This is a genomic window from Pilosibacter fragilis, from assembly GCF_032490495.1.
Classification (GTDB): Bacteria; Bacillota; Clostridia; order Lachnospirales; family Lachnospiraceae; genus Pilosibacter; species Pilosibacter fragilis.
In genome coordinates this window covers 231,804-247,667 of sequence record NZ_JAVYJB010000005.1, presented here as the reverse complement: position 1 = coordinate 247,667, position 15,864 = coordinate 231,804, and the positions used below count along the sequence as shown (strand labels likewise).

16 protein-coding genes and 1 riboswitch are annotated in these 15,864 nt (G+C 50.9%); of the genes, 6 read left to right on the top strand and 10 right to left on the bottom strand.

All coding sequences use genetic code 11. The features are described 5' to 3' along the window. Position 1: 1 nt before the first annotated feature. The 5 genes from ABCW45_RS06885 to ABCW45_RS06865 all read right to left on the bottom strand — a co-directional run bounded on the left by ABCW45_RS06885 (position 2) and on the right by ABCW45_RS06865 (position 5,243). Complete coding sequence (locus ABCW45_RS06885) at positions 2-1,525, bottom strand: lectin like domain-containing protein (protein ID WP_343220529.1); 1,524 nt, start codon at positions 1,523-1,525, stop codon at positions 2-4. A 68-nt stretch (positions 1,526-1,593) separates the two neighbouring features. Beyond that, positions 1,594-2,760, bottom strand: a complete 1,167-nt coding sequence (locus ABCW45_RS06880; RefSeq protein ID WP_117551832.1) for a THUMP domain-containing class I SAM-dependent RNA methyltransferase — start codon at positions 2,758-2,760, stop codon at positions 1,594-1,596. A gap of 259 nt (positions 2,761-3,019) precedes the next feature. Beyond that, a complete protein-coding gene (locus ABCW45_RS06875; protein ID WP_015553041.1) occupies positions 3,020-3,334 on the bottom strand; it encodes a rhodanese-like domain-containing protein in 315 nt (104 codons plus the stop codon). A gap of 291 nt (positions 3,335-3,625) precedes the next feature. After that, positions 3,626-3,802, bottom strand: coding sequence for a hypothetical protein (locus tag ABCW45_RS06870; protein WP_015553040.1), 177 nt, complete (start codon positions 3,800-3,802; stop codon positions 3,626-3,628). A gap of 82 nt (positions 3,803-3,884) precedes the next feature. Next, positions 3,885-5,243 (bottom strand): MATE family efflux transporter, encoded by a 1,359-nt coding sequence (locus ABCW45_RS06865; protein WP_015553039.1) that lies wholly within the window; start codon positions 5,241-5,243, stop codon positions 3,885-3,887. 372 nt (positions 5,244-5,615) lie between these two features. Beyond that, a riboswitch (THF riboswitch) is annotated at positions 5,616-5,713 on the top strand. 66 nt (positions 5,714-5,779) lie between these two features. On the opposite strand from ABCW45_RS06865, the gene ABCW45_RS06860 reads away from it, so the two are divergent. Continuing rightward, the gene (locus ABCW45_RS06860; protein ID WP_117483501.1) at positions 5,780-6,364 is read left to right on the top strand and encodes a folate family ECF transporter S component; all 585 of its coding nucleotides are present in this window, start codon (positions 5,780-5,782) and stop codon (positions 6,362-6,364) included. A 127-nt stretch (positions 6,365-6,491) separates the two neighbouring features. Here the strand turns inward: ABCW45_RS06860 and ABCW45_RS06855 are convergent, their stop codons facing one another. The 3 genes from ABCW45_RS06855 to ABCW45_RS06845 all read right to left on the bottom strand — a co-directional run bounded on the left by ABCW45_RS06855 (position 6,492) and on the right by ABCW45_RS06845 (position 9,995). Next, positions 6,492-7,178 (bottom strand): C40 family peptidase, encoded by a 687-nt coding sequence (locus ABCW45_RS06855; protein ID WP_117551835.1) that lies wholly within the window; start codon positions 7,176-7,178, stop codon positions 6,492-6,494. A gap of 378 nt (positions 7,179-7,556) precedes the next feature. Further along, positions 7,557-8,051, bottom strand: coding sequence for a DUF1700 domain-containing protein (locus ABCW45_RS06850; RefSeq protein ID WP_117551836.1), 495 nt, complete (start codon positions 8,049-8,051; stop codon positions 7,557-7,559). A gap of 6 nt (positions 8,052-8,057) precedes the next feature. Then, positions 8,058-9,995: a fructose-bisphosphatase class III gene (locus ABCW45_RS06845; RefSeq protein ID WP_015553035.1), complete on the bottom strand. Its 1,938-nt coding sequence runs from the start codon at positions 9,993-9,995 to the stop codon at positions 8,058-8,060. A gap of 428 nt (positions 9,996-10,423) precedes the next feature. Between ABCW45_RS06845 and ABCW45_RS06840 the strand changes: the two genes are divergently transcribed. From ABCW45_RS06840 to ABCW45_RS06820, 5 genes are all read left to right on the top strand, one after another. After that, the gene (locus tag ABCW45_RS06840) at positions 10,424-11,233 is read left to right on the top strand and encodes an MBL fold metallo-hydrolase (protein ID WP_117551837.1); all 810 of its coding nucleotides are present in this window, start codon (positions 10,424-10,426) and stop codon (positions 11,231-11,233) included. Positions 11,234-11,381: 148 nt separating this feature from the next. After that, positions 11,382-11,930 (top strand): NUDIX hydrolase, encoded by a 549-nt coding sequence (locus tag ABCW45_RS06835; protein WP_117469035.1) that lies wholly within the window; start codon positions 11,382-11,384, stop codon positions 11,928-11,930. A gap of 195 nt (positions 11,931-12,125) precedes the next feature. Next, on the top strand, positions 12,126-13,271 hold the full coding sequence (locus tag ABCW45_RS06830) for a DUF4317 domain-containing protein (protein ID WP_343220528.1): 1,146 nt from the start codon (positions 12,126-12,128) through the stop codon (positions 13,269-13,271). 1 nt (position 13,272) lies between these two features. Beyond that, entirely contained in the window at positions 13,273-13,587 is a 315-nt protein-coding gene (locus ABCW45_RS06825) for an MGMT family protein (RefSeq protein WP_343220527.1), read from the top strand. Positions 13,588-13,697: 110 nt separating this feature from the next. Next, positions 13,698-14,699, top strand: coding sequence for an SH3 domain-containing protein (locus ABCW45_RS06820; RefSeq protein WP_343220526.1), 1,002 nt, complete (start codon positions 13,698-13,700; stop codon positions 14,697-14,699). A 172-nt stretch (positions 14,700-14,871) separates the two neighbouring features. Here ABCW45_RS06820 and ABCW45_RS06815 read toward each other — a convergent pair whose 3' ends face one another. After that, on the bottom strand, positions 14,872-15,045 hold the full coding sequence (locus ABCW45_RS06815; protein ID WP_158552993.1) for a helix-turn-helix domain-containing protein: 174 nt from the start codon (positions 15,043-15,045) through the stop codon (positions 14,872-14,874). 15 nt (positions 15,046-15,060) lie between these two features. Next, positions 15,061-15,669, bottom strand: a complete 609-nt coding sequence (locus tag ABCW45_RS06810) for a sortase (RefSeq protein WP_181968459.1) — start codon at positions 15,667-15,669, stop codon at positions 15,061-15,063. Positions 15,670-15,864 lie beyond the last annotated feature (195 nt).

Below are 15,864 nucleotides of genomic sequence, written 5' to 3'. Positions count from 1 at the left end.
CTCACTTTCCAATTTTCCGGCTGTAGGCCTTCAGGCACACGTTGCATCTCTTGGATGTCTCCGTCCGTTCCCACAAAGAGCCATCAAAACTAATATACCCCTCGCCGTCGCCTATGTCAACATTTCCGGTCCGTCCGCTCCCAGCATACTCCACCGCCACCGGCTGCGTCGTCCCAGGCGTGCGGATCTTTACCGCCACAACGAACAGTTCCCCTGCGTCCAGTCCTTGGGACTTTGCCAGGTTCACCGTATAAAATCCCGTATCCGGCAGTGTCCCGGATGCCAGGATTTTTCCACTGTCCGCCTGAAATTTCACATTGTTTTCCACATGTTCACGGAAGCTGTCCCCGTCAAACACATACACTTCATACTCCGTGTCCGGTGCCGTAGCGTAGAAGCCCACTGCCTCCAGTGTCTCGTCCGACTCCGCTGTATACGCGTTTGCCATCCAAGCCTCAGGCTCGCCGAATCCCATCTGCCCGGTCCAGCCGCAGAGGTCGCTCTGGTAATTCCTGTCGAAATTGTCCGCCGGTTCGATGCCGCAGTAGGAGATTCCGCTCTCCGCGATCCAGCTGTCCTCGTAGGACACATGGAAAAAGCCGCCGTCTCCGAAGTTCTCTCCCCAGCTGTTCACGCAGAGGAACGCTCCGTCCGATTCCGGGGTCGATGCAAATTTTTCTTTCGGATAGTTGTCATCCCATCCGATGATCACCGCGTCATGGTTCGGTTCTTCGCTGCCTTTGTAGCAGACATCCTCATCACTCACCCGGTTTTCTGACGGGAGGTAGAGGGACGTCTGGACACCGCCATATAAATACACTGCCCGTTTTACCGCGTCGTAATTCCGTTCCGGCAGGATCCGGATCTCCTGGGCATGGCAGACAGGTGCAAGACCGTCCGGCGAAGTGCTGTCCCCATAGGGATCATCCTCCTCAGAGACAGGTCCCTGCCAGGCTAAAAGGTACGCCATCGCCATACTGTAATCGCCGCCGGAATTCTGGCTGATCCCAAAACTGTTATGGATCGACATGTGGTCCGCCGAGAGCGGCACCGCCATGGACTCCGGCATGGAGGTCTCCACCGCCTTTAACGCCGCAAACGCCCAGCATGTGCCAAGATCTCCCTGGTCGGAGACGGAGACAGTCCGATGCTCACGGATGTCATAGGATGAGGGGAGTTCTATGGCTTCCGGATCCGAATTTCCGCTGCCGGAAGCCTCCGTTCCTGCATCTGTATTCTTCTGGTCAGGATCAGCTCCCGCTTCATCTGTTTCTGCCAGATCTACGCCGCCATCTGTCAGCGTTTCCTTACCGCCGTCCGTGCTTTCCACACGCTCCGCAATATCCTGGTCAGATTCTTTCTCTCCGCCTTCCTGTTTCGGATCCAGCACAAAGGCGATCTCTGTGGTTACCAGATCCAGGATCTCTGTCCTCGCTGTAAAGACAGCCCCGGCTGCCAGCACCGCGATCCCGCAGATCCACAGACCGTCCCTGTTTCTGCGCCCTTTTCTTCTTCGACTTCTCATATCCGCTTACCTGCGTTTCTGCCTGCAATCGGCATTTTTGTCATCTCTGTGTGTCTGCTGCCGTTCTGTTATCTCTCTTCTCTTCTGTCCTCACGCTTTCTCGGTGGTTTCGGTCCTAAGAACTGGTAGAAGTAGGTCTTCATCATACCATTGTAGATCTTCCGATTCTTATCCGCCTTGCGACCGAAATACCGCTCGGTGTCTTCGTAAGCCGTAATGATATAGGCAGACCAGGAATCCAGCGCTGCGAAGCGCTCGCCGATGGTCTTATATAACTCCGGCAGGTTCTTTTTATCTTCAATTCGCTCACCGTACGGCGGGTTCGTGATCAGGAAGCCGTACTTTTTCGGGTGGCTCAGGTCGCTGACGGATCTCTGCTGGAAATGGATCAGCTCATCCACTCCTGCTGCCTTCGCGTTCGCTCTCGCCGCACGGACGATATCACCGTCGATATCATATCCTTGAATATCCGTCTGGACGGAGAGGTCCACGAGATCGTTCGCCTCGTCCATGGCGTCATACCAGCATTTTCTGGGGATCAGGTGCTTCCAGTCCTCGGACAGGAACTCACGATTCATTCCCGGTGCCATGTTTGCCGCGATCATCGCCGCCTCGATGGGGAAGGTGCCGCTTCCGCAGAACGGGTCCACGAGGATCCGGTCACTCTTCCACGGGGTCAGCATGATGAGAGCCGCCGCCAGTGTCTCCGTGATCGGTGCTTTACTCGTCAGTGTGCGGTAGCCGCGCTTATGCAGGGACTCGCCGGTGGTGTCGAGAGCCACTGTCACCGTGTCCTTGTGAAGGAAGACACGGAGCGGGAAGCTCGCGCCGTTTTCCGGGAACCACTCGATCCCGTACGCCTTTTTCATCCGCTCCACCATGGCTTTTTTCATGATGGACTGGATGTCAGACGGGCTGAAAAGCTTGCTCTTGATGGAGGACGCCTTTGCGACCCAGAATTTCGCGTCCTTCGGGAGATATTCCTCCCACGGGATCGCGCGGGTTCCCTGGAACAGATCCTCGAAGGTCTCCGCATGGAAGCTGCCGACTTTTAAGAGCACGCGCTCTGTCGTTCTGAGGAAAATATTGGCGCGGCAGATCGCCTCCGCATCGCCGATAAACGTCACACGGCCATCCTCCACCTGGCTGACCTCATATCCGAGATCCAGGATCTCCTTTTTCATGACTGCCTCCAGGCCGAAATGGCATGGGACGATTAATTCAAATGTATTCAATCTGATTTTCTCCGTTCTGATGTGTCATGTAACTGCCTGGTATCTTAGCAGTTACTGTATTTTCATAGTTTCGCGCCATCCATGACTTACGCCAAATGGTCATATTCCATTTAATTTTAAGGGTTTGCAGCGTCCCTGTCAATCCCTGCCGAACCTCAAAGCAGACTTACATTCCACATTTTTTCCGAACTGCTTATACAATAAGCCTGGCTCCCGGATGCAGCTTATCGCTGATAGCCGCGTTCGGTGCAAGAATGTGCTACTCTTTACATCTCACATAATACTTCCCTCTATAATAATGAAGTCCCCCAAGTGCATTCACCGCGTCATACCCGCACCCTGCAAGCTTCCTCGCCGCAAGCAGGCTCTGGCCCCCGTAGGCGCAGTAGATGACCACCGGGCGGTCTTTCGGAATCTCCGCCTCCACTTCATCCAGCCGCTCATAAGGCAGGTTCACAGCCCCCAGGAGATGTCCTGCCTCATATTCCCTCTGCTCCCGCACATCCAACAAGGTGAATGTCCGCTCCCCGTCCAGAAGATACTCCAACTGCTGCACCGAAATCGTCCGAAACATATACCTTCTCCTGAAACATATCCTTAATGTAAGGTATGCCGGGCGGTCCGGACAGGTTCTATGTACACTATTACACAAAAAATGTGCCTTGGCACATTCTCGCACCTCGCGCGGTCGCTTGCGACAATCTGCATCCTCGCGCGAGTGCGCATCTTTGGCGTGTTAGTGCCTTTTTATGTAACAGGGATTTCCCAGGAATTCCCTGTTACATAAAAACAGCGGCAGGTTCTGCTCCTGCCGCCGCTTTCATCATATTCTGCGAATGTGTGCTGTCTTCACATCCACATCTTTTTATCTCTTGCAGTTTCTGCCATTATCCATAGAGTCCCTGGAACTGTTTCTTGTGCGATTCTGGCTGCTGTTTTCAGAACGGTTCTGGCTGTTTCTGCTCTGATTCTTTGTCTTATCGTAGGTCTCAGACTCGCTGCTCTTCATGTTGTCGTCCATATCATAGCTGTTTCTTGCCATTTTTTCGTACCTCCTAGAGTGGTTTTCAAGCCGCGGACATTTTCCGCCGCTGCATCCTCTAGTATGGTCCGTTCCCGAACGATTATGCAGCTTCCCCGAAAAGAACTTTTAATTTTTTCATACAGTGGAAGAACGCCGGGATCAGGAAAGCATCCGCGAAGATCCACGCTAACGGGCTTGCAAAGCATGCCGGAAGGAAGCCGAATACCGGAACGAGGCAGAAGCCCACGAGAGATCGCGCCGCCATCTCGCAGACACCCGCGAGGATCGCGAATGTGGAGAATCCCATTCCCTGGATCGTAAAACGCACCACATTCACAAAGGTAAGCGGTATGTAGAACATGCTGTTTCCGATAAGGAACATCGCCACGCGCCCGATGATCTCCGTCTGGTCCGCGTCCATGAAGAGCAGCGCGATATACTTTCCACCGAAGAACAGGATCACAAATGCGATCACGGAGTAAATGATTCCGATCAGACTCGCCGCCTTCAGTCCCTCTTTCACGCGGTCCAGCTTCTTCGCTCCCACGTTCTGTCCCGCGTAGGTCGCCATGGTTCCACCCAGAGCATCAAACGGACAGCAGAAGAACATGCTGACCTTGCTTCCTGTGGATACCGCCGCAACCGCCATGGAACCTAAGGAGTTTACCGCAGTCTGGAGCACAACGCTGCCGATGGCCGTGATGGAATACTGGAGTCCCATAGGGATTCCCATACTGCAGAGGGTGCCGAGCATTCTTCCGTCTGGCTTCCACTCGCCGTTTTTCATATGAAGGATCGGGTAATGCCTGATCATGTAGATCAGGCACAGTACCGCGGAGATTCCCTGGGAGATGACCGTCGCCAGAGCCGGTCCGCCAACGCCCATGCCAAGGACCAGGATCGTAAAAAAGTCGAGACCGATGTTCATGAGGGAGGACAGGAGCAGGAAGTAGACCGGTGTCTTGCTGTCGCCCAGACTTCGGATGATGCCCGCCAGCATGTTATAGAGGTATGTGACCGGGATTCCAAGGAAGATCACAAAAATGTAATCATAGGCGCCCTGGATAATGTCCTCCGGCGTATTCATCCACTGTAAAATGTTCATGCAGAGCAGTCCGACGATCGTCGTCATGACCACCGCAAACACCGCTGAGAGCCATCCGGCGTTCGCCACGAACTTCCTCATTCCCGTATAATCACCCGCGCCGAACTTCTGCGCCACCGGGATCGCAAATCCGCTGCAGGCACCGGTACAGAAACCGATGATCATAAAGTTGATAGAACCCGTCGAACCAACTGCCGCCAGGGACGATACCCCCAGGCATTTTCCGACAATGATCGTGTCTACCATGTTATAAAACTGCTGAAAAAGAAATCCCAGCAGCATCGGAACTGCAAAGCTTAAGATCAGCTTCATTGGCGATCCGACTGTCAGATCCTTTACCTCACTTTTCTGCATATGTAACTCTCCTGTGTCATTTTACTCAGTTTTTATGTTCTGTAAATCATGGTTCCGGTTGAATCTTCCTGACTCTCTGACATACGTTTCCCATGGTCTACATGTTTCAAACGAACTTGCTGTATTATAAATCAGTGTTTTCAAAAAGTATATATATCAAAACACCGAAATTACGTAAATTTTTTCCACATTCTTTCGTCAAAAAAGCTTTTCGGCCGTATAGTTTCGACCCGCCTGCGTTTTCCGGGTACATGTTCCGTCTGATTTTCGCCTTTCTTCCGTTTTTTCCTTATTTCACCCTTTACATTCCGCACCATTCATGATACTGTAATTGCATCAGGGGCGCTGACCGCCCTGAAAATCAAACAAACATGCAGAGTAGACGTGTGCGCGTCAAGTGCCCGCCAGACAGGGAGTTGCTGGCAGGACGAAGGGAATTTCCCGCGGTGCACATATCGCATCCCGCTGCATCAGAAGATAGCTCCGTATATTATCTCCTGTTGTGGTCCGAGAATCTGCAAAGGAGGTATTTTTTTATGCAAAAAAGCTCGAACGACCTCTTTTCCAGGATCTTTGAATCATCCCGTGAATTCAAGAAGGTCACCACTATCACTACCTGCGCCATGTTCGGCGCGCTGTCCGTTGTACTTGGATACTACTCCTTTAAAATCACACCAAACTTAAAGATCGGCTTCGGTTCCATCCCAAATATGCTGGTGGATTATCTGTTCGGCCCGGTCGTCGGCGGATTATTCGGCGGCGCTATGGATGTGATCAAGTTTATGTTAAAGCCGGACGGCGGATTTATGCCGGGCTTTACGTTCAACGCGATGCTTGCGGCGTTTATCTACGGCCTGTTCTTCTATAAAAAGAACCTTTCCCTGCCGCGGATCCTCACGGCAAAGCTCGTGGTGATCGTTCTCTGCAACATCGTCCTCGGCACTTACTGGTTGACGCTCTTAAACGGAAAGGGATTTTTAGCAATTCTGCCAGCCCGCGCCATCAAGAACCTGATCCAGTGGCCGGTGGACTCCCTGATCTTCTTCCTCGTGGCGAAAACCTTGGAACAGGCAGGAGTGTTTAAGCTTATTCTTCATGCTGGGAACCGTCAGAGAAGATAGTATAAATCTGCTGCTGACGACCTCTTTCGAATGTATCGCAGTAAAAAAATGCTCTCTGCAGCAATCCTAACGATCTGCTGTAAAGAGCACTTTTTTAATCCCTTTTATCCTTTATCCAATTTTCAGGTTAATCGCCAAGTACATTTACGATTCTCACCGGTGTGCGGTAGTTCCATCTGGAAACCTTGATTCCGGTTCTCTCTGTGGAGGCATGTACGATCTGTCCGTTTCCGATGTAGAGAGCAACATGGTTGATCCTCTTTCCGGATCCGTAGCAGATAATATCGCCCGGGCGCATCTCGGAGCTGCTTACCTGGCGGCCCATACGAGACTGTCCGCCGGAAGAATGCGGAAGTTCCACTTCTGCTGCGTGACGCATTACATAGGAGGTAAATCCAGAACAGTCAACACCAGTATTCGGGTTTGTTCCGCCGTATTTGTAGCGGTTTCCTACGAACTGGAGCGCATATGTAACAATTTCGGAACGGAGATCATTCTCAACTTCGATAGCTGCCTCAAGTTCTGCCTCGTCGGCTTCTGACTCAGCCGCTTCCTCCTCATCGGAGTCTGCCTCATCAGCATTTGCTTCTTCTTTATCTGTCGTCTCTTCAGAACTCTCTGTTTCTTCTGTCGCTGTCTGCTTGTCCTCTTCCAACGGGTTTCCGTTTTCATCGAAGTGGATGATTCTTACGACCATCTTGTCCTCTTTTACAGATGCCGTTGTCTCGTCCGCGAAGGAAACGATCGGAAGGGCTGCTGTTAAGGCCATACATAAGCAGGTGATTTTTAAAGTTCTGAAAAGTTTATTTGTCATTGAAATCCTCTTATTATTAAACTTTAATGGTTTGTAATGTTTGTTACAAATATATTACGTTTTGTTACAAACAAATTATATTTCCTAAGGCTCCTTTTGTCAATAAAAACAAAGGAATTCATAAACTCTTAATAATTTAGGCAAAAACCGCCAACAATGTGGCAAAAATGCGGCGTTCCATACTGAGAGCGCCGCACATGTTTACATAACTTATTTCAATTGTAACATCCTGTAATCTGTTGATTTTTTCAGTAAAATCAGGGTTTTTCGGACATTTTCGTCTTTAAATCCATGAACTGATCCGCCATTTTCTGTGTCCGTATCTGCAGCTCACATTCACGGTCGCCTGTTCATTTCTTCCTATTAACATCTGTTTTATTACCTGCCCCGGAAGTTCTTAACAAGCCAATAAATAATAAGGCACATTAAGATAGGTCCGGAGAACCGGATCAGCAGGTAAAACACGCTGCCCATAATGCTGAACACAACAGAGATCACAAGGAACAAGAGCACAACAAGGGCTAATTTCCAGTACCACTTATTCAGATCGAAATAATGGATATTCGGCGTGGAGCCGTTCTGATAACTTTCCTGGCTGTAAGTGCTTCTTCTGTCATCGCCCCGCGGGGACGCGTCCTCAAAACTTCCATAACCGTCTCCAGTCTCTCCCGCCGCCTCAGCGGAATCGATGATCGTTCGGGCCACGATATTCGGCTCGCCGATCTCCTCAATAATTTCATCCATGGTACGGCCTTTTCCCAACTCCTGGGAAAGATAATCCGCGTAATAATTCAGGTTGTCGCGGATGACCGACGCCGGGACCTCACCCGAGAGTGCTTCCTCCAGGCGTCTTAAAAATTCGTCCTTGTTCATGTAATTTTACTCCAGTTTTTCTTTAATGATGCCGCCGCGGTACACTGCCACGAGCTCCTTGAGGTCCGCGATCTTCGCCGCAAGCTCTTTTCCTGTATCCGTATCCGCAACCATCACACGCTTTTTCATCTTCTCTACGATCATGACTTTCGGCGTGTTTTCATGGTTCCGGTCAAAAGGCTTGTGCTCCGCCAGGGCAAGGTGGTGGGAATTGAAGATCAGGGTGTAGCCCGCGATTCCCGTCTTCGGCTGGTAAGACTTGGAAAGACCGCCGTCAATAACGAAGAGCTTTCCATTTCCCTTGATCGGACTCTCGCCGTCCTTTAATTTAACCGGGACATGGCCGTTGATGATGTGGGAGCCTTCGATCGGAAGTCCGAATTCCTTGAGGATTTTATTACAGAATTCCTCTTTTTCGCACAGTTTATAATACGGGTTCATGTTTTCCTTCGCGGCTGCCTTGTCAGCGACAAAGTAATTCTCGAAGGTCGCCATATTGTCCTTTCCGTATACCGGGGACTTCGGTCCGCACCATAAATACCACATAAAATCGCGGTACCAGTCCTTCGTCGGATCGTCATCCGGCAGGAAGTATGCCATCTTCACCACGTCCTCGAGATAGTCAAGCAGACGTTTTCCGGAGTAGATGATCCCCTTGAGCTTCAGTTCCTCGAAGGTTCCATCCTCTTTCATCGGGATGCAGCCGTGATATAAAAGGTTCGAGTTGCACCGCTTGTACATCGCGCCGTGGGAATACACAAAGCGGATATGGCGGTGAAGCGTCTCGCTGTGGCGGAAGGAAAGTGCCAGGCTGTTGATCAGCTCCTGCTCTTCCTTCGTGAGCTTTAACGGGTCCTTCGGGTCGATCGTCGGGAAGTTCATATCCAGCATCTTGTAGTCTTTTCCGTGGATATTTACGGTTCCCTTCTCAAAATTGATATGTTCCAGATGGATCCGGTCATTGATCTGGTAATCCGGGTGGCGCTTCGTGATCTGGCCTTCCACCTTGAACTGGATCACTGTGATCGCCTTGTGCATCTTCGCCGCAAGTCCCGGGTCTACCGCATCATAGATATTTTCATCCAGAATCTTCGGAAGGAACCGCTCACACGGGTCATCCCGGTAGACCTTCGCCGCAAACATGGACAGCGGGCGGAGATTGATTCCGTAACCGTCCTCAAGAACGTCGAATCCGTTGTAGCGGATCGCGATCCGGAGCACATTGCAGATGCAGGCCAGATTGCCTGTGGCTGCGCCCATCCAGGAGATATCGTGGTTGCCCCACTGGATATCTACATCGTGGAAGTGCATGAGCTCGTCCATGATAATGTCCGCACGCGGTCCGCGGTCGAAGATATCACCGATGATATGCAGGCTGTCCACGGTCAGGTTCTGGATCAGATTGCAGAGTGCCATGATGAACTGGTCACCCATCTCGATGTCGATGATGGAGTGGATGATTTCATCATAATAAACTTTCTTGTTGTCATCGTTGTAGTCCACATGAAGGAGCTCGTCGATGATATATGCGAATGCCGGGGGCATTTTTTTTCGCACTTTCGATCTTGTAAATTTTGAGGATACTTCCTTACAGATGCGTACCAGGCGGTAGATCGTAATTCTCTGCCAGTCTTCTGTAAATTTCCCCTCTTTCTGGATCCGGCGGATGTTCCGTTCCGGATAGTAGATCAGATTCGCTAAAGCGATCTCCTCCTCGTCTGAGATCACGTAGCCGAAGGTCTCCGATATTTTTTCACGGATGATACCGGATGCGCTGCGGAGCAGATGAATGAACGCTTCATATTCGCCGTGCAGATCGCTGAAGAAATACTCGGTTCCCTTCGGAAGTCCGCGGATCGCCATCAGGTTGATGATCTCACTGGATGCCGCTTTCACTGTCGGATACTCTTTTGCAAGCAGCTTCAGGTAGTCCAAATCTCTCATTGTCTCTGTTTTCCTCCCTGCGTTTTTCCGGGCGCGTAAATTTTCTCCTGCCGTTCCTGGTCCCGTTTTCCCCACATTTTTGCTGAGTTTTTCGCGGGATCTTTCCGCTTTGCCGGTTAAAAATTTAACCGCCTGGGAATTGCTTTTCCATTTATTTTATAGTAACATATTCATATTCAAAACTCAACAAAAGAATGGATGACACCGGGGACCGGACCTTCACTTTGGTTACTGTTCACGCTTTGCGCAAACAGTAACTGATTTTGCCGATGCTTCGCATTCCGAATCGGCAAAATCCACTACCACCACTGTATTGTACGGAATTTTCAGTTCAGAAAATTCCTACCCGTGTACAGTAACCCACTTTGGATTGCCCAGGAAGCAGATTCTGCGCAGTCAATGTACTCTTCAGAAGGGAGATTTTTCTTATGAACAGCGAACTTCTCTACGTTTTTGGGACCGGAAACGCGACGGTCACAAATCTTTACAATACATGCTTCGCCCTCAGAGACGGGGATGAATATTTCATGGTGGACGCCGGCGGCGGAAACGGGATCTTAAAGATCCTGGACAACATGCAGGTTCCGTTAGAGCACATCCACCACATTTTTGTGACCCACGCCCACACGGACCATGTTTTAGGCATCGTCTGGATGGTCCGCATGATCGCCACAAAGATGAAAAAGGACCAGTATGTCGGAGATGCCTATATCTACTGCCATTCAGAACTTATCGAGACGATCAGGACGCTCTGCCGCCTGACGATCCAGGATAAATTTTACAACATGATCGGCAACCGGATCCATTTAGAGGAAGTGAAGGACGGCGAGACCCGCCATATTTTAAGCTACGACGTGACATTCTTCGATATCCACTCCACGAAGTTAAAACAGTTCGGATTCACGCTGACATTAAATAATGGAAGAAAGCTCACCTGCGCCGGGGATGAACCGTACAATCCGGTCTGTGAGAAGTATGTCCGCGGCAGCGACTGGCTACTCCACGAGGCATTCTGCCTCTATGCGGAGCGGGATATCTGGAAGCCGTACGAGAAGCACCACAGCACCGTGAAGGATGCCTGTGAACTGGCGGAGTCCCTGGGGATCCCGAACCTCGTGCTCTGGCACACGGAGGACAGCAATGTTGCCGGTCGGGAACGGCTTTATAAGAGTGAGGGAAAACGCTATTACAGCGGAAATATTTATGTGCCGGATGATGAGAGTTTAATCGCTTTATAGTGAGACTGATCGCAGTATGGCACTCTGTTCTCCATCATCTTTTGTCTGCCTGGGCATTTTGCCGGTTCGGCAATTCGTTAAATTGGTCTGTCCTCTTGCGCAGGCTGGATTTTAGGTTATATTTGTCCTGATTTAGGAGGAAAAGGTTATGTCTATTAAACCGTGGATCTGCAACGGATCCAGGACGATCGTAAAGGACCGCTGGATCGATCTCCACGCCGATGACTGCGCACTGCCGGATGGCACGAAGATCTCTCCGTTTTATGTAAATGATGTTCCGGATTTTGTTGTCGTGGTCGCCGTCACCGTTGACGGGGACTTCGTTTTCGTGCGCCAGTACCGCCATGGAACGAGACAGATCCTTTTGGAGCTTCCTGCCGGATGCATGGAGCCGACAGATGCGAATCCCGCAGCCGGGGCTGCAAGGGAACTCTTCGAGGAGACCGGCTATGCCGGAAGTGAGCCGGTATTTCTCTGCAAGGTCGCGCCGAACGCGGCGTGTATCAGCAATTTTGCCCACTGTTATCTGATCACAGACTGTAAGAGGGTCAGCGGGCAGCATCTCGATGCCACCGAGGATCTGGAGATCGTTGTGATGTCCGCCGGGGAGACGCGAAAGCTGATGACGGAAGGCGGACTCGTGCAGGCGGTGCATGTGGCGGCGATGTATTATGCGGAGAAGATATTAAATAAGTAGATATCTCTACAGCTATTTATTTTCAGCTGCCTTTCGTTCCCCTGTGCTCAGCGCAACAGCTGCACGACGCTGTCAATCAGAGGATCCATCGATCATCAATGATTTTCTCTCCAGCCATACTTTCATTTTTATTACTTTTACAATTAAACAGAACGTCGTTTATAGCTGGAGATTTATTTGAAAAGGATACATATTATGAATAAACGTGAAATTTCAGAAATCAAGAAACAGTTTAAGAAGGATAACAACGCCATCACCCGCATCTGCGGATGCTACGTTGATGCCGAAAAGCAGATCAAGACGACCTTAAAGGAGGCGTTCTTCGCCCTGTCCGAGGAGGAGATCTTTAAATACTACGAGATCTTCAAAAAAGCCCTCTCCGGGGGAATCGGAAAGAATCTCCACAACCTGGAGTACTCTATCCACGACGAAGGTCCGGACAGCGCCCACGAGCTTCTCATGAAACTCCGCGATGAGAAGCTCGCCGACGATGAGACCGTGGATACCTTTTATAATAAGGTAATCGAAAATTACGAGTACGGCGAAAACTACTATATTATCCTGATCCACAGCGCCTACGATGTGCCGGGAAAAGCGTCCGACAATGAGGAAATGTTCGACGCATCCGAGGAAGTCTACAACCACATCCTCTGCTGCATCTGCCCGGTAAAGCTCTCCGAGCCGGGTCTCTCCTACAATGAGGCGACCAACGCCATCGAGGAGCGCCCCCGGGACTGGTGGGTACAGACTCCGATGACTGGATTCCTGTTCCCGGCCTTCAACGACCGCGGCAGCGATATCCACGGTGTCCTGTATTTCTCCAGGAATCCGGAGGGGCTTCACTCCGAGTTCATTGACGCCTGCCTCGGCGCTCCGACACCGATCTCCTTCAAGTCCCAGAAAGAAGCGTTCCAGGAGATCCTGACGGATACTCTCGGCGAAGAGTGCGACTATGAGATTGTCCGCCAGATCCATGAGAATCTCACGGAGCTTGCGGAGGAACATAAAGAGGATGAGATTCCGTTAACGCTCACAAAGCCGGAAGTCAAAGATCTTTTGGAAAAGAGCGGCGTGGAGCCGGAGCGCCTGGAGCACTTCGATAAAGTCTACGAGGAAGCCGCCGGGGAGAATACCGCGATCCTCGTTCCGGCGATCACCGGAACCGGAAAATTTGCCGTGAAGACACCGGATGTGGATATCAAGGTCAACCCGGACCGTCTCGATCTCGTAGAAACCAAGTTCATCGGTGGACGCCGCTGCCTTGTAATTGCCGTTGAGGACAACGTGGAAGTCAACGGCATGCCGGTGAAGATGTGGGAGGAGCAGAAGGAGGTGCGGTAACATGGCACCATCCGCCCGTTTTACTGAAGATTTCGCATACGAGGTCCTGTCCGTAGTCGGGGAGATTCCCGAGGGAACCGTCACCACCTACGGCCAGATCGCCCGCCTCATCGGCAGGGACAAAAACTCCCGCCTCGTGGCCCGGGTCCTCTCCCACGCCTCAAACTACGGAGACTTCCCCTGCCACCGTGTCGTAAACCACTCCGGCCGCCTCGTCCCCGGCTGGCCGGAACAGGCATTTCTGCTGCGGCAGGAAGGCGTAGAGCTGAAGGACGCGATGCATGTGGACCTCAGGAAATATCAATGGGAATGCTGATTTGACAAATTTCTCCATTTTTGCTATAATTTCTTCGTAATAGTTTTGTAATATTTGAAATAATTCCCGCAATATAACCGGGACATTCAACTGATATGAGGAGATTTGGCATGAGAAAATTACAGAATCTGATTTCTGACTTTTCAAAGAAGTTTCTTTTAAAAGCGGCCGCTGCCGCGTCTGTCCTGTTCCTTTCCACTGCACTTTTAACTCTTCCATCTTTCGCCGCATCCGCCTACGACAATCTTGCCGTGGCAAATGTGACAAGTGAACCGTTAAATATGCGGACGAAACCGTCCACGGACGGAGAGATCGTCGGAAAGTGCTACCGTGGAGCGGGCGGAACCGTATTAGAGAAGAAAGATGGCTGGACGAAGGTCCGTTCCGGAAAAATTGAGGGATGGATGTGTGACAAATATCTGCTCTTTGGGACAGATATCGAGCCATTGGCGAAGGAACTCGGTCTTCTATCCGCGAAGATCACCGCGACGACCTTGAACGTCCGCGAGATTCCGTCCACAGATTCCGCAATCTTAAAACAGGCGGCCGAAGGGGATTCCTTCCCTGTCTTAAGTGAATCCGACGGCTGGACAAAGGTCCAGCTCTCCGCCGACACAAACGGCTATATTTCCAGTAAATATGCCTCCATCGGCCCGGTTCCTGCTGCCGCTGTTGACGCAAAGGAAGAGTCCGCGGCGCTGAGCGCATCCGGAAACGGAACCTCTGCGGCACCGTCCTATGTAATCTCCGCCACCGAAGATGAGATCTACCTGATGGCAGCCTGCGTGGCCATGGAGGCCGGTGACGATTCCTATGAAGATAAGCTCGCTGTAGCAAGCTGTATTGTAAACCGTGTAAAATCCGGAAAATGGGGCAAAACGATCTCCGACGTGATCTACGCCGATGGCCAGTTCCCCGGCGCGTCCTCCGGCCTGTTGGACAAATACCTGGCAAAGGGTCCGTCCAAGTCCTGCATCAAAGCCACCAAAGATGCTCTGTTAGGTTCCAACAATATCGGCGACTATCTCTACTTCAAATCCGCCAAACACGCCTCAACAGGCAGCTACTCTTCCTACAAGATCGTTGGCGGGAACTGTTTCTACAAAAAATAATATTTTATCTGCAAGACCTGCCATCGGCAGCTTCTTTCAGATGAATTGCAGCAAAAAAACAGGGAAAGCCTACCTTCTCCGAAGGTGCTTTCCCTGTTTCCGTACACATACCCCATTTCCTTTAATAACGCTTCAACTAAAAATGCTCTTCTTAAAAATCAACACCACTCTCCTACACTTCTGTTACAATCCATTTCTTAACCCCGTCTGTACTGAATCCAACGATTTCGGCAATCTCTTCAACCGAAATTCCCTTTTCGCTCATTCGAACCGCCGTATCCTTAGCCTGGCTTTCACGCCCTCCCGCATAGCTCTCATTTCTCAGGTCTTCCATCGCCTTACACATTTCTCTCACTCCTCTCTATTCTTCGATCTCCCTGCATCTCACCGCCGCCCGCGCTTTCCCCTTATTCGTGCAGGTAAACAGCGTCAGATCCCAGTCCCCGTCCTCCATCTTTTCGATGTCATAGCCGCCGACCGTCTCAATTTCCGTCACTTCATAGGAAAACACATTTCCATCCGCATCCGTAAACACCACGGAATCACCTGGATTCAGGCGCTTGATGCCAGAAAAATGGGTGCGGTAATTGTGTCCGGCGATGATCATATTCTTTAAGTACGCAGAACCACTGTAGCGGCACGGCGCTTTTTTGAGCTTCGCGTCGCTCCACTCGCTGATAACCGGAAGCTTGAGCCCCAGCGCCGGAATCTCGATCATCCCCACACATTCCTGTCCATTTACCTCCACTGTCGGCATTTCCATCTCCGGATTCTTCTTATATTCCGGCACCAGTTCCTTTTTCTCCGTCTCCAGCCGCTCCGGCAGAGCTGCTGTCAGTGACTCCATCCGGACCACCATCTCCTCTGACTCTGCTCCGGCCCGGTCTGATTCTCTTATATTATAAACAGTAAGAAGAAGAGCCGCCGCGATCAGCAGCAAACCCACGCCTGTTAAAAGCTTCCCTTTCATAGTCTTACTATCCCGTCCTCCATATTGCATATGCTGTCTGTGTTTTTTTCAATTGTATTGTTTTTCTGTTCTGCAAGAACTCTAAAAAAGGATGTACCTTGGCACATTCTCGCGCCTCGTGCGGTCACTTGCGACAATCTACATCTTCGCGCGAGTGCGCATCATTGGCACGTTAGTGCCTGGCAGAATTCATCC